Here is a 14277-nt window from a genome sequence, read left to right on the forward strand (position 1 = left end):
AAGCGATGAGACCCTTCTGGCTGCAACAAGCCCTGGATCAGGAGCAGGACGCACTGTGCCCGCCGCTGAGCGCCGACATCCGTTGTGATGTGTGCATCGTCGGTGGTGGTTACACCGGCTTGTGGACGGCATTGATGATCAAGGAGCAGGCGCCGCAGCTGGAGGTGGTGCTGATCGAAGCCGATATCTGCGGCGCCGGGGCCAGTGGCCGCAACGGCGGTTGTGCGTTGTCCTGGTCGGCCAAGTACTTCACCCTCGAGCGCTTGTTCGGCGCGGCCGAAGCGGTGCGCCTGGTGCGCGAATCGGAGCGCAGTATTGCGGCCATCGGCGACTATTGCGCAGCCAATGACATCTATTGCGACTACCGCATGGATGGCACCCTCTACACCGCCAGCAACGCCGCGCAACTGGGCGGCACCGATGCGGTGATTGCCGCCTTGGCGCGTCAGGGCATCAATTCTTTCGAGCGACTGACGCTTGAGCAGGTGCAGCAGCGGGCGGGCTCTGCGCGCCATCTTGAAGGCTGGTTCTCGCCGGCCGCCGCGACAGTGCAGCCGGGCCGGCTGGTGCGTGGTTTGCGCCGCGTTGCGTTGCAGCGCGGGGTGCGCATATACGAAGGCACGGCCATGACCAGCCTTGAGCATGGCGCACCGGTACAGGTGCGCACTGCTCATGCAACGGTCCGTGCTGATCGAGTGGTGCTGGGCCTCAATGCCTGGATGGCGCGGGCGTTCCCGCAGTTCGAGCGCAGCGTGGCAATCGTCTCCAGCGATATGGTGATCACCGAGCCGTGCCCTGAGCTGCTCGATGAGATCGGCCTGGACAGCGGCATCAGCGTGCTCGACTCGCGCATCTTCGTGCATTACTACCACAACACTAGCGACGGCCGGCTGATGCTCGGCAAGGGCGGCAATACCTTTGCCTACGGCGGGCGCATGCTGCCGGTGTTTGACCAGCCTTCGCCGTACCAGCCGCTGCTGCGCCAGACGCTCGACGACTTCTTCCCGGCGCTGGCCGAGGTGCCGATTGCGGCGAGCTGGAACGGGCCGTCGGACCGTTCGGTAACCGGCTTGCCGTTCTTCGGGCGGTTGGACGGGCAGGGCAATGTCTTCTACGGCTTCGGCTATTCAGGCAGTGGCGTCGGCCCGTGTCATATGGGCGGGCAGATTCTCTCGTCACTGGCCTTGGGGCTGGACAACCCCTGGACCCGATCAGGGCTGGTCAAAGGCCCACTGGGGCAGTTTCCGCCGGAGCCGATCCGTTATCTGGGCTCGCTGCTGGTGCGCGATGCGATCCGCCGCAAGGAGCGGGCAGAAGACCGCGGCATGCGGCCACGGCGGCTGGACGTGCGCCTGGCCAGGTATGCCGCAGCCGCCGGCAAAGCCGACAAAGGCTGATATTGATCAAGCCTCAGTGCCGGCTGGCGCTGCAGGCGCGAGATTTTTTGCCGAGGGCCGTATAAACTGCTGCCACTTTGGCCGGTCGCTTCCTGAACCGGCCCGCTGAAACGTAGAGAGTCGACATGGGCGCACAGTGGAAAGCCAAGCACAGAGAAACCGCAGCCAATGCCAAAGGCAAGATCATGGGCAAGCTGGCCAAGGAAATTCAGATCGCTGCCAAATCCGGCGCCGACCCTGACTCCAACTCGCGTCTGCGTCTGGCGATAGAACAGGCCAAAAAGGCCTCGATGACCCGCGAGACCCTCGAGCGGGCGATCCGCAAAGGCGCAGGCCTGGATGGCGACGCGGTGCAGTACACCGCCGTCAGCTACGAAGGCTTCGCGCCGCATCAGGTGCCGCTGATCGTCGAGTGCCTGACCGACAACGTCAACCGCACCGTCGCCCAGATCCGCGTGCTGTTCCGCAAGGGCCAGTTGGGCGCCAGCGGTTCGGTAGCCTGGGACTTCAACCATGTTGGCCTGATCGAAGCCACCCCGGACAACGCTGACGCCGATCCGGAAATGGCTGCCATCGAAGCCGGCGCGCAGGACTTCGAAGAAGGTGAAGAGGAGGGCGCGACCCTGTTCATCACCGACACGACCGACGTCGACGCTGTACAGAAGGCGTTGCCAGCGCAGGGCTTTACCGTGATTTCGGCAAAAATCGGCTACACCCCGAAAAACCCGGTAAGTGCTGCCAGCCTCAGTGCCGAGGCTCTGGCCGAAGTTGAAGCGTTCCTCGAAGCGATCAACGACAACGACGACGTGCAGAACGTCTACGTCGGCCTGACTGACTGATCAGTGCACGGGGGCCGCACTGCGGCCCTTTCGCGGCGCAACGCTGCTTTTGTGTGGTACGTCATGCATCCTGTCTTCGCCTCGCTCAGTCTCTCCCATCTTCGGACCCTCGATTGTCTGCTTGAGCTGAAAAACCTCAGCCATGCCGGTGCGCGCCTGGGCGTCAGCCAGTCGGCTTTGAGCCGGCAGTTGGCCAGCTTGCGCGAGGCGTTCGATGATCCATTGCTGGTCCGTCAGGGCCGTGGTTACGTGCTCAGCGAGCATGCCGAGGCGCTGGTCGAGCCGCTGCGCCAGGTCCTCGAAGCCTTGCAGGCGCTGCGCGAGCCGGCTGTGTTCGACCCAGCGAGGTGCGAGCGGCGCTTTTGTCTGGCCGCGTCGGATTACGTTGCCGAGCATATGTTGCCGTTGCTGGTGGCGGCGCTTGAAGTTGAGGCACCAGGGGTGTCGCTGGATTTTCGTACCTGGCAGGCAGGGCAGTATGCGCAGCTCGCCAGCGGTGAGATCGACCTGGCCACGACGCTGTTCGACGAGTCGCCGGCCAACCTTCATGGCCGCCTGCTCGGCGAAGACCGCGCCGTATGCCTGATGCGCGCTGATCACCCACTGACCGCCCCTGAGCTTTTGAGTCAGGATGATTATCTGGCCTTCAAGCATGTGCGTATCAGTGGCGGCGGTGACAAGGACAGCTTCATTGATCGCCACCTGCGGGCGCAGGGGCTGCAGCGCCGGATCAGCCTGGAGGTGCCGTTCTTTTCGGCTACCGTACAGGTGATTGGCAACAGCCAGGCGCTGGTGACGGTGCCCGAGCACATTGCTCGGCAGCTGGCCCGGTTGCACGGCCTGGCCTGGCGGCCGTTAGCCTTTGTCGAGCACAGCCAGCGCTACTGGGTGGTCTGGCATCAGCGCTTGCAGGCGTCGGCCGAGCACCGCTGGCTGCGCAACCGAGTCTACGAAGTGTGGCGTCAGTCGCAGTTCGGTGTGCACGGCGGGCATGCGCCTTCGCCATAGTACCTATGCACCAGGCGGGGTTATTGCGCGATGGCCGTGCGCCTAGACTGGGCTGCAGCAACAGCAGCCCATTCTCAGCCCGCGAGGAGCCCGCGCGTGACCCCCGAACAATTTCGCCAACACGGCCACCAACTGATCGACCTGATTGCCGACTATCGCCAGACCATCGCCGAGCGCCCGGTCATGGCGCAGGTCGAGCCCGGCTATTTGAAAGCCGCCTTGCCTGTAGCTGCGCCGGATCAAGGCGAGCCCTTCGAAGCCATCCTCGACGATTTCAACAAGCTGGTCATGCCCGGCCTGTCGCACTGGCAGCATCCAGACTTCTATGGCTACTTCCCCTCCAACGGCACCCTGTCGTCAGTTTTGGGCGACTTTCTAAGTACCGGCCTGGGCGTGCTCGGCTTGTCCTGGCAATCCAGCCCGGCCCTGAGCGAGCTGGAAGAAACCACCCTCGACTGGCTGCGACAATTGCTGGGTTTGTCTACGCAGTGGAGCGGGGTGATCCAGGACACTGCATCGACCAGCACCCTGGTGGCGTTGATCTGCGCCCGCGAGCGCGCCAGTGACTTTGCCCTGACCCGTGGTGGTTTGCAGGGCCAGCCCAAGCCGCTGATCGTATATGCCAGCGCCCACGCCCACAGCTCGGTGGACAAAGCGGCTTTGCTGGCAGGGTTCGGTCGCGAAAACATCCGCCTGATCGCCACCGACGAGCAATTCGCCATGCAGCCAGCGGCGTTGCAGGCGGCCATCGAGGCTGACCTGGCGGCGGGTAATCAACCGTGCGCGGTAGTCGCCACCACCGGTACCACGACCACCACTGCGCTGGACCCGCTGGCAGCGATCGGCGCTATCAGCCAGGCGCACCAACTATGGCTGCATGTCGACTCGGCCATGGCTGGCTCGGCGATGATCCTGCCTGAGTGTCGCTGGATGTGGGACGGTATCGAGCTGGCCGACTCGGTCGTGGTCAACGCGCACAAGTGGCTTGGGGTGGCCTTCGATTGCTCGATTTACTACGTGCGCGACCCGCAGCACCTGATTCGGGTGATGAGCACCAACCCGAGTTACTTGCAGTCGGCGGTCGACGGCGAGGTGAAGAACCTGCGTGACTGGGGCATTCCGCTGGGGCGGCGCTTCCGTGCGCTGAAGCTATGGTTGATGCTGCGCAGCGAAGGGGTGGAGGCCTTGCAGCAGCGCTTGCGCCGCGATCTGGACAACGCTCGCTGGCTGGCCGCTCAGGTCGAGGCCGCAGAAGATTGGCAGGTGTTGGCGCCGGTGCAGTTGCAGACGTTGTGTATTCGTCACTGCCCGGACGGGCTGGAAGGTGCGGCGCTGGATGCGCATACCCGGGCCTGGGCTGATCGACTCAATGGTTCGGGGTTGGCGTACGTCACGCCGGCAACGCTGGAAGGGCAGTGGATGGTGCGGGTATCGGTAGGGGCGCTGCCCACCGAGCGTGAGCATGTCGAACGCTTGTGGGCCAACTTGCAGGCGGTGGTCAGCGCTTGAAACGGCTGGGGCTGCATGCAGCCCCAGGCAGTTTTTACTGAGTTGCAGCAGTGTTGAGGCTGCCTTTGCGGGTGGCTTCGTAGGTATCTTTGTCCATCGGTTTGGCATTCGGGTTGCCGAGGTCTTCCATCGCCAGACGGTGCGTCTCGGGAGCCACGTAGGCAGCCAGGGCGCAGATGCAGGTGATGAAGAACGCCGAGCCACCTACCACCAGCCAGATGTTTTCCGAGCCTGGCGGCGCGATGGCGGCGAATACCGCTGGCAGCATGGCAGTGAACATGGTGCCGATGTTCTGCGCGATAGCCATGGCCGAGACGCGGTAGCGAGTATTGAACAGCTCCGGGAAGAAGCTTGGGAATACCGCGTTGTAACCTTGGTAGACCATACCCCACATCAGGATCGATGCGCAGAAGGCCAGCGGCACGTTCTGAATGCTGATCGCATACAGGTAAGCGAAAGCCAGCAGGCCCGAGCCCATGCAGCCGGCAATCATGGTTGGACGACGGCCGATCTTGTCAGACAGGTTGCCAACGAACGGGATCACCAGCACTGCGACGATGTTGCCGACTACCGGGATCCACAGGTACACGCTCTTGTCGAAGCCGATGCCGTAAGCCGGCTGCACCGCATAGGCTGCACCGAACACGGTGGCAACGACTGGAATCACGTTCATCAGGGCCATGAACATGACCAGGACCATGTGCTTCCAGCTGTACTTGAACGCTTCCTTGACTGGCGAGCGGGCGATCTTGTCCTGCTTCTCTTCCTTGACGAAGGCCGGGGTCTCGTGGACTTCCTTACGGATGATGAAGCCGGCTACCAGGACGAATGCGCTGAGCAGGAACGGAATGCGCCAGCCCCACTCGTTGAAGGCTTCGCTTGGCATGAAGTAGGCCAGTGGCAGGAACACCGCCGCAGCCAGTACCTGACCTGCCTGAACCCCTTGCAGGGTGAAGCTGGCGAAGTAACCTCGGCGTCCGAACGGCGCATGCTCCATGATCATCGAGCTGGCACCGGAGATCTCACCGGCGACCGCAAAGCCCTGAACCAGGCGCAGCAGCACAAGAATGATCGGGGCAATGATGCCAATGTCATGGTAGGTCGGCAGCAGGCCAACGGCCATGGTCGAGATACCCATGAGGAACATGCACAGCAACAGAACGTTTTTGCGGCCGCGGGTATCACCCCAGTGACCGAGCACAACGGCACCCACCGGACGGGCCAGGTAACCGACACCGTAAGTCGCCAGCGAGGCGATGATGGCCATTTTCGGGTCCATCGACGGGAAGAAGATCTGCGGGAAGATCAGTGCTGCGGCTTGGGCGTAGATGAAAAAGTCGTAGTACTCGAGGGCCGAGCCTATCCACCCACTGGCGGTCGCTTTCTTGGCTTGAGAGCTGGAGTGAGCCATTGTTGTCTCCGTTGTTCTTGTTATTGAACTTATTATGTCGTGACGCTGGGCTTGTCGGTACAGGGTCCGCTGAACGTTCGCAGGGCAGTGAGGAGTTCGAATGGTCTGTAACTGGATTCATGGTTGCCCAGGCTCGAGCACCGAATCAATTCGCCAAATTCGCTTTTGTTCGGTAATCGAACAAAAACTAACTGTTTCGTACAAAAGTCATTGATGGCGGGACTTTACCCGCGAATAATCGATTCTGCCAAGCACCTGCAAGGGTTTTTTGGCTGACGCTTCTCAAATAACAAGGAACTCCAGCATGCAGCGTTCGATTGCCACCGTGTCCTTGAGCGGCACTCTGCCAGAAAAACTCGAAGCCATCGCCGCAGCCGGCTTTGACGGCGTCGAGATTTTCGAAAATGACCTGCTCTATTACGCCGGCAGCCCGCGCGAGATCCGCCAGATGTGCGCCGATCTGGGCATCGCCATCACCCTGTTCCAGCCATTTCGTGACTTCGAAGGCTGCCGCCGCGACCGTCTGCAGAAAAACCTCGACCGCGCCGAGCGCAAGTTCGACCTGATGCAGGAGCTGGGCACGGATTTGGTGCTGGTGTGCAGCAACGTGCAGGCGGACGCGCTGAGCGATGAGCAGATCCTGGTCGACGACCTGCGCCTGCTGGCCGAACATGCTGGTGCCCGCGGCCTGCGTATTGGCTACGAAGCCTTGGCCTGGGGCCGTCACGTCAATACCTACCAGCAGGTCTGGAACCTGGTACGCCAAGCCGATCACCCGGCGCTGGGGGTGATCCTCGACAGCTTCCACACCCTGTCGCTCAAGGGCGACCCGAGTGCAATCCGGCAGATTCCGGGCGACAAGATTTTCTTCGTGCAAATGGCCGATGCGCCCATCCTGGCCATGGACGTGCTGGAGTGGAGCCGGCACTTCCGCTGCTTCCCGGGGCAAGGCGAAATGGACCTGGCGGGCTTCCTCGCGCCGATTCTGCAGACCGGTTACCGCGGGCCGTTGTCGCTGGAGATCTTCAACGATGGCTTCCGCGCTGCACCTACCCGGCAGAACGCTGCCGATGGCCTGCGTTCGCTGTTGTACCTGGAAGAAAAAACTCGCCTGCAATTGCAGCGTGAGGCCCAGCCGATCGAGCCTGAGGTACTGTTTGACCCGGCGCCAGCCAGTACCTACGACGGTGTCGAGTTCCTTGAGTTTGCCGTCGATGAAGCGGTAGGGGCACGTCTGAGTGGTTGGCTCAAGCGCCTGGGCTTTGTCGAGGCGGGTGCACACCGCAGCAAGGGTGTCCGGCTGCTGCGCCAAGGCGATATCAACATCGTGCTCAACGCTGAGCCCTATTCATTCGCGCATAACTTCTTCGAAGCCCATGGCCCTTCGTTGTGCGCCACCGCACTGCGGGTCAAGGACGGCCAGGCTGCCTTGCAGCGTGCCACCGCCTACCGTGGCCAGCCATTCCGTGGCCTGGTCGGGCCCAACGAGCGCGAGATCCCGGCCGTGCGTGCGCCGGATGGCAGTCTGATCTACCTGGTCGAGCAGGCCGGTGCCGGGCATACCATCTACGACAGTGACTTCCGTCTGGATGCCGCCAGCGGCGCCAGTGGTGGCCTGCAACGCATCGACCACATGGCCCTGGCCCTGCCGGCCGAATCGCTGGACAGTTGGGTGCTGTTCTACAAGAGCCTGTTCGACTTCGAGGCCGACGACGAGGTGGTCTTGCCCGACCCCTACGGCCTGGTCAAGAGCCGTGCCTTGCGCAGCCAGTGTGGCACCCTGCGCTTGCCGCTGAATATCTCGGAGAACCGCAATACTGCGATTGCCCACGCGTTGTCCAGCTATCGTGGCTCGGGCGTCCACCACATCGCCTTTGACTGTGCCGACATCTTCAGTGAAGTGGCGCGGGCAAAAAACGCCGGTGTGCCGCTGCTGGAAATCCCCCTGAACTACTACGACGACCTCGCTGCGCGGTTTGATTTCGACGACGAGTTCCTCAGTGAGCTGGCCTACTACAACGTGCTGTACGACCGTGACGCCCAAGGCGGCGAGCTGTTCCACGTGTATACCGAGCCGTTCGAAGAGCGTTTCTTCTTCGAAATCATCCAGCGCAAGGGTGGTTATGCCGGTTACGGCGCAGCCAACGTCGCGGTCCGCCTGGCGGCCATGGCCAAGGCCCGCAGCGGGGCAGCACGCAAACCTGTGTTGTAAGGCAAGCGCCGGCCCAGCGGCCGGCGCACCTGTCACAAAACCTGACCAATGCGACCATCTGCGTGCTTCCCTGCGTCGCAGCAGTCACGGATAATCCCTCCAATTCCAATAATTAGCCTGTGAGTGGGTATGAGTGATTCCGTAGTCAGCCTCGGCGAGCCCGCCCTGGAAGGGGCGCGCAAATCGCGCAAGAACAACCCGGAGAAGACCCGCGAGGACATCCTCCAGGCCGCCATTGGCGAGTTCGTTCAGCAAGGCCTGGCCGGCGCCCGCGTCGACGCCATCGCCGAGCGTACTGCCACCTCCAAGCGCATGATCTATTACTACTTCGGCAGCAAGGAGCAGCTCTACGTCGAGTGCCTGGTCAAGCTCTATGGCGACATTCGCAAGACCGAGCGCAGCCTCGATCTGGAGACCTTGCCGCCAGAGCAGGCCATCCGCCGGCTGGTGGAGTTCACCTTCGACCACCACGACCACAACGTCGACTTCGTACGTATCGTCTCGACTGAAAACATCCACTATGGCGAATACGTCAAGCAATCACCGGTCATCCGCGAGATGAGCAGCGTGGTGCTGGAGACACTGGGTCACACGCTCGAGCGCGGCGTTGCCGAGGGCGTGTTCCGCGAGGGTATAGAAGTCATCGACCTGCATATGCTGATGAGCTCGTTCTGCTTCTACCGGGTCTCCAACCGGCACACCTTCAGCGAGATCTTCCAGATCGACATGACCGATGACCAGGTCAAGCAGCGCCACAAACAGATGATCGGCGACGTCGTGCTGCGCTATATCCGTGCCTGAACGGGCTATTCGCCCAGGCGTTGCTCGCGCGACGGCGGATAGCCAAAGTAGGCTGCATAGCACTTGCTGAAGTGCGACACCGAGACAAACCCGCAGGCGACGGCGACTTCCATCACCGACAGGTCCGAGTACTGCAGCAGGCGGCGGCTCTTGGTGATGCGCAGCTCCATGTAGTAGCGCCGCGGCGAGGTGCCCAGTTGCGCCTGGAACAGGCGGTCGATCTGGCGCCGCGAGCGGTCACTGTAAGCGGCCAGCTGGTCCAGGCTGAGGGTCTCTTCGAGGTTGTTTTCCATCAGTTCGACAATGGTGCGCAGGTGCAGGCTCATGGATTTTTTCGCGCCAGGTCCGACCTGGCGGTAGCGCGCCCCGGAGAACGATAGAATCTCCTCGACGCCTTCGGCCAGGGCGTCACCGTACAAGCGCCGTACCAGCCCAAGCATCAATTCCATCGCGCCATTGGGGCTGGCTGCTGTCAGCCGATCACGGTCGAGGGTAAAGCTTGCCGGGGTGATCCGCGTTTGCGGGCTGCGCTCGGCCAGGCTGGCACGCTGTTCGGGGTGAACGCTGCAGCCATAGTCACTCAAAACTCCGGCCCGCCCGAGAAACCACGCACCGTTCCACAGCCCGCCCAACGCCAGGCCATGATGGTTGCAATCCTGCAGTAGACGATCCAGCGCCGGGTATTTGAGTGGAGTACGCAAACCGCCGCAGATGATCAACAGATCAGCCTGCTTGAGGGTTGTCGGATCCAGATCGGTGGCGATCAGCTCAAGGCCCAGGTCGCTTTGCACGCGTTCGCCATCCAGCGACAACGGGGTGAAGCCGAAGCTGTCGGCGCGCAGCAGGTTGGCCGTGACCAGTACGTCCATGGCCACGGTGAAACTGGCCATCGAGAAGTGTTCGAGCAAGACGAAATCGACCTGGTAGGGCTTGTGCACGCTGGCATCTGCGGACTTGGTCCGGAACATGTTGCTGGTGCTGGTCTTCTTGCTGAATTGACGAGGTGTGGCCACTGCCGGCTCCGCTTCCTGGCTGACGCGGTGAGTGTGCTGCGGGCACCGGGCAAAGACAACAGAGGCGGCGCTGGGGTGGTAGTTGAGGTCGTTATTGGCGACATGCTCTATGCTGGCAGGCCGTCAATCCGAGTAATCCAGATGAAATTCGCCGCCGCCCTGTTACTTGCCTGCCTGCCGCTCGTGGCCAATGCCGTTGCAGTTGGTGATCAACTCGCGCCCTGGACCCTGCAGGATCAGCACGACCAGAGCTACACTCTGGATGGCAACACGCGCATTCTGCTTGTGGCCCGCGACATGGACGGCGCCAAGCTGGTCAAGGCGGCCATCGCCGAGCAGCCCAAGGGGTATCTGGAGGCGCGGCATGCGGTGTTCGTCGCGGATATCCAGCGTATGCCGTCTATAATCAGCAAGCTGTTCGCCATTCCAGCCATGCGTGACTACAGCTACCGGGTCATGCTTGATCGTCAAGGTGAAGTCGCCAGCCGTTACCCTGGGCAGGAAGGCCAGGTGCTCTGGTTGCAACTGGACCACAGTCGCGTGGTAGCACAACAGCAGTTCAGCAATGCCAAGGCGCTGCAAAGTGCGCTGGATCAGGTGACGAAGCCCTGAGACGGGCCGAATCGGAATGAACCCTTGCGCCCTCTGCGGGACCAAAGCATTACATGCTCACGGGAGGACGCTTATGGAAATCGGAACGATCTGGATCATCGTCGCCGCTGTGGTCATCGCCCTGGAAATCTGGGCGATCTGGAACATCATCGGCAGCGAACGGCGAGCGGAGCGAAAAATGCTCTGGATCGTCTTTGTCGTCTACGCGCCAGTGCCTGGGCTGTTGTTCTGGATGTGGCGCGGCCCGCGGGCGGTCAAAGGCCGTCATGTGCTGGAAGAAAAATAATCCTCTTGACCTCGAGTTAACCTGAGGTTTGATACTCGGTCGTTCTTTCACTCGATGGAGCGACCGCATGTCCCCCGTTTTCCAATTGTCCAATCCCGACAGCCTTTATGACCCCAGCGCCAATGCTTATTCGCATGTTGCTCAGGTCCGCTCCGACAGCTGCCTGATGTATGTAGCCGGGCAGGGCGGCGAAGACGCGCAGGGTAACCGATCTGCACTGTTTGCTGAGCAGGCGGCCCAGGCGTTGCTCAACCTGCAGCTCGCGCTGGCTTGCAAAGGTGCCGGTTTGGGCGATGTATTCAAACTCACCTTGCTTATCGTTGATCACAGCGAAGAGCGTCTGCGCCAATGGGTGCAGGCGGCAGATCAGGCCTGGGGCGAGCACATGAAGCCCACCTGCACGCTAATCCCGGTGCCACGTCTGGCGCTTGATGGGATGCTGATAGAGGTTGACGCAGTCGCTGCCATCGCAGGGCAGGGCGCAAGCGGCCGCTAGGCTCTGATCAAGTTCACAAAGAACTCTCCTGCGCGGCATAATGCCATTGTCTGCTCCGGCCCGGCCCACCCGCCGGGCCTTTTCTTGTGCGTGTTGCCGATCAGAGAAGCTCATGTCGCTAGTCAGTAATCCCGACGTCATGTATCGCCTGTTGATTCAGAGTGTGGTGGATTACGCCATCTACATGCTCACGCCCGAAGGCGTGGTCGCCAACTGGAACCCGGGGGCGCAACGCGCCAAGGGCTACAGCGCCGAGGAAATAGTCGGGCAGCACTACTCGCTGTTCTACGACCATGAGGATCGCGCTGCCGGGATCCCGCAGCGCAATCTGGAACTGGCCCGCAGCACCGGACGGTTTGAAGAGCAGGGGTGGCGACTGCGCAAGGACGGCAGCGCGTTCCGTGCGCATGTGGTCATCGATGCGGTGCTCGATGCTGACGGGCAACTGCTCGGTTTTGCCAAGATCACCCGCGACGTGTCCGAGCGCCATCGCTACGAGCAGGAGTTGCTCAAGGCCAAGGAGCTAGCCGAGCAGCATAGTCAGGAAATGGCCGACCTGTCGCGTTTTCTCGACTCGGTGATCGCCAACATTCCGGCCAGCCTGATCGTCCAGGATCTCGACAGCCATCGCATCCTGTTGGCCAATCAGCAGGCCGAACGTCTGTTTGGCGGCCAGGGTGCGAGCATGATCGGCCAGTTGCCAGAGGACTGCCTGCAGCCAGAGGCGGCCGATTACCTCCAGCAGCAGTTGACGCGTGGTTCGCGCAGTAGCAAGGGCTACGCCTCGGAAACTCGGGTGAATACGGCCTCTGGCCCGCGAATCTTGCGCAGCCGAGCATCGCTCAGCGAAAACCGCGACGGCCAGCCGGACTATGTGCTGTTCGTGGCTGAGGATGCGACCGAAGAGCTGGCCGCGCATGCGCAGATCCATCACATGGCGCACCACGATGCTTTGACCGGGTTGCCTAACCGCACGTTGTTCCATGAACGCCTGAAGCAGGCGCTGCTGCGCGCAGAGGAGAGTGGCAAGCTCACCGCCGCGTTGTGCCTGGACCTGGACAACTTCAAGAACATCAACGACTCCCTCGGCCACGCCTTCGGTGACAAGCTGCTGCGTGCGCTGGGCACTCGCCTGCGCGGTGAACTGCGCGATCAGGACACCTTGGCGCGGCTTGGCGGGGATGAGTTCGCTGTCGTCCTCAACGGCATGGACAGCCCGCAAGCCGCCTGTGTCACCGCCCGTCGCCTGATCGAGGCGATGGCCCCGGTATTTCGTATCGAAGGCCATCAGTTCAGCGTTGGCGTCAGTATCGGCATCGCCATTGCGCCGAATGACCATGAACACGCCGAGCAACTGCTGGGCTACGCCGACATGGCTTTGTACGAGGCCAAGCGCAACGGCCGCAATCGTTATGAGTGCTTCCATCTCGAACTCGACAATGCCGCCCGTCAGCGCCGTCTGGTTGAAACCGATCTGCGCACTGCCTTGCACCTGGGCCAGTTGCAACTGCATTACCAGCCGGTGGTCGACCAGCAGACCCATGCGGTCACGGGTTACGAAGCATTGCTGCGCTGGGAGCATCCCATTCGCGGCATGATCATGCCGATGGACTTTATTCCGATCGCCGAAGAAACCGGGCTGATTCACGAGATAGGTGCCCGCGCGCTGAATCTTGCCTGCCAGGAGGCGGCCACCTGGGGCACCGATCAGGTGGTGTCGGTCAACCTCTCGCCCGTGCAGTTCAAAAGCGGCAACCTGTTACACGTCGTGACTTTGGCATTGGCGGACTCGGGCTTACCTGCTCACCGTCTGGAGCTGGAGATCACTGAATCGGTTCTGTTGGGTAACAGCGAAGAGAACGTCAATACCCTGCGGGCGCTGAAGGAGCTCGGTGCGTCGATCTCGCTGGACGATTTCGGCACCGGCTATTCATCGCTGGGGTATCTGCGCTCGTTCCCGTTCGATCGAATCAAGATCGACAAGTCGTTCGTCAATGACATGTGTGACAGTCGCGAAGCGATGTCGATCATCCGCGCCATCACTGAACTGTCCAGCAGCCTGATGATCAAGACCACTGCAGAAGGGGTCGAGACGCCCGAACAGATGGAACTGCTGCGCGCCGAGGGTTGCTCGCACTTCCAGGGATTCTTGTATGGACGGCCGGTGCCGGCCAGCGAGCGCTTGATTACAGTGAGCCAAATCGACGGCGCCCGGCCCGCTGCAACCAAGTTGTGACAGCTGGCTTTTAGCTGTGAGTCAGGCCTGCGTTGAGTCTGCAGGCCCGATCATCTGCACGACCTTGTCGCGCAACTGGTCGATACTAAACGGCTTGCCGATCGAGTGCATGCCTTCCGGCACGCTCAAGCTGTCGGCATAGCCACTGGCAAACAGCACGGGTAGCAGCGGGCGAATTTCCCGTGCTTTACCCGCCAGATCCTGACCGCTCATATCTGGCAAGCCGACGTCGGTCATCAGCAGGTCCAAGGGCGTTGCAGGGTCATTGAGGATAGCCAGGGCACTGGTGGCGTCTGCTGCTTCGATCACCTTATAGCCAAGATCCTCGAGCACTTCGACCATCAGCATACGTACGATGCCGTCGTCTTCGACTACTAGAAGGGGGTGCATGTCGGGGTCCTGTACCAGATAAGTGTCTCTACTCTGTGCCCGTATCAGGCCCAGAAGTTCCCAATAT

The 14277-nt window shown here is 61.6% G+C and carries 13 protein-coding genes; 10 read left to right on the forward strand and 3 right to left on the reverse strand.

All coding sequences use genetic code 11. The features are described 5' to 3' along the window. Nucleotides 1-5: 5 nt before the first annotated feature. The 4 genes from M2396_RS03275 to M2396_RS03290 all read left to right on the forward strand — a co-directional run bounded on the left by M2396_RS03275 (nucleotide 6) and on the right by M2396_RS03290 (nucleotide 4753). A complete protein-coding gene (locus tag M2396_RS03275; RefSeq protein WP_259073130.1) occupies nucleotides 6-1397 on the forward strand; it encodes an FAD-dependent oxidoreductase in 1392 nt (463 codons plus the stop codon). Nucleotides 1398-1522: 125 nt separating this feature from the next. After that, the gene (locus M2396_RS03280) at nucleotides 1523-2236 is read left to right on the forward strand and encodes a YebC/PmpR family DNA-binding transcriptional regulator (protein ID WP_101320340.1); all 714 of its coding nucleotides are present in this window, start codon (nucleotides 1523-1525) and stop codon (nucleotides 2234-2236) included. A gap of 63 nt (nucleotides 2237-2299) precedes the next feature. Further along, entirely contained in the window at nucleotides 2300-3244 is a 945-nt protein-coding gene (locus M2396_RS03285) for a LysR family transcriptional regulator (protein ID WP_259073132.1), read from the forward strand. A gap of 96 nt (nucleotides 3245-3340) precedes the next feature. Next, entirely contained in the window at nucleotides 3341-4753 is a 1413-nt protein-coding gene (locus M2396_RS03290; protein ID WP_188036242.1) for a DOPA decarboxylase, read from the forward strand. A gap of 34 nt (nucleotides 4754-4787) precedes the next feature. Here the strand turns inward: M2396_RS03290 and M2396_RS03295 are convergent, their stop codons facing one another. Continuing rightward, on the reverse strand, nucleotides 4788-6164 hold the full coding sequence (locus M2396_RS03295) for an MFS transporter (protein WP_150568932.1): 1377 nt from the start codon (nucleotides 6162-6164) through the stop codon (nucleotides 4788-4790). Nucleotides 6165-6468: 304 nt separating this feature from the next. On the opposite strand from M2396_RS03295, the gene quiC reads away from it, so the two are divergent. Then, a complete protein-coding gene (gene quiC / locus M2396_RS03300; RefSeq protein ID WP_101320331.1) occupies nucleotides 6469-8376 on the forward strand; it encodes a 3-dehydroshikimate dehydratase QuiC in 1908 nt (635 codons plus the stop codon). A 129-nt stretch (nucleotides 8377-8505) separates the two neighbouring features. Continuing rightward, entirely contained in the window at nucleotides 8506-9177 is a 672-nt protein-coding gene (locus M2396_RS03305) for a TetR/AcrR family transcriptional regulator (protein WP_101320329.1), read from the forward strand. A gap of 5 nt (nucleotides 9178-9182) precedes the next feature. Here M2396_RS03305 and M2396_RS03310 read toward each other — a convergent pair whose 3' ends face one another. Continuing rightward, a complete protein-coding gene (locus M2396_RS03310; RefSeq protein ID WP_259073135.1) occupies nucleotides 9183-10190 on the reverse strand; it encodes a GlxA family transcriptional regulator in 1008 nt (335 codons plus the stop codon). A gap of 141 nt (nucleotides 10191-10331) precedes the next feature. On the opposite strand from M2396_RS03310, the gene M2396_RS03315 reads away from it, so the two are divergent. From M2396_RS03315 to M2396_RS03330, 4 genes are all read left to right on the forward strand, one after another. Next, nucleotides 10332-10802, forward strand: a complete 471-nt coding sequence (locus M2396_RS03315; RefSeq protein ID WP_259073136.1) for an FAD/FMN-containing dehydrogenase — start codon at nucleotides 10332-10334, stop codon at nucleotides 10800-10802. Between the two features lie 73 nt (nucleotides 10803-10875). Next, nucleotides 10876-11088: a PLDc N-terminal domain-containing protein gene (locus tag M2396_RS03320; protein WP_101320321.1), complete on the forward strand. Its 213-nt coding sequence runs from the start codon at nucleotides 10876-10878 to the stop codon at nucleotides 11086-11088. Between the two features lie 67 nt (nucleotides 11089-11155). Continuing rightward, nucleotides 11156-11584, forward strand: a complete 429-nt coding sequence (locus tag M2396_RS03325; protein WP_259073137.1) for a RidA family protein — start codon at nucleotides 11156-11158, stop codon at nucleotides 11582-11584. Between the two features lie 112 nt (nucleotides 11585-11696). Continuing rightward, a complete protein-coding gene (locus tag M2396_RS03330; protein WP_259073138.1) occupies nucleotides 11697-13820 on the forward strand; it encodes an EAL domain-containing protein in 2124 nt (707 codons plus the stop codon). A gap of 21 nt (nucleotides 13821-13841) precedes the next feature. Here the strand turns inward: M2396_RS03330 and M2396_RS03335 are convergent, their stop codons facing one another. After that, nucleotides 13842-14210 (reverse strand): response regulator, encoded by a 369-nt coding sequence (locus tag M2396_RS03335; protein ID WP_103437753.1) that lies wholly within the window; start codon nucleotides 14208-14210, stop codon nucleotides 13842-13844. Between the last annotated feature and the right edge of the window lie 67 nt (nucleotides 14211-14277).

The sequence above is a fragment of the Pseudomonas sp. BIGb0278 genome (assembly GCF_024809895.1).
GTDB classification, from domain to species: domain Bacteria; phylum Pseudomonadota; class Gammaproteobacteria; order Pseudomonadales; family Pseudomonadaceae; genus Aquipseudomonas; species Aquipseudomonas shirazensis.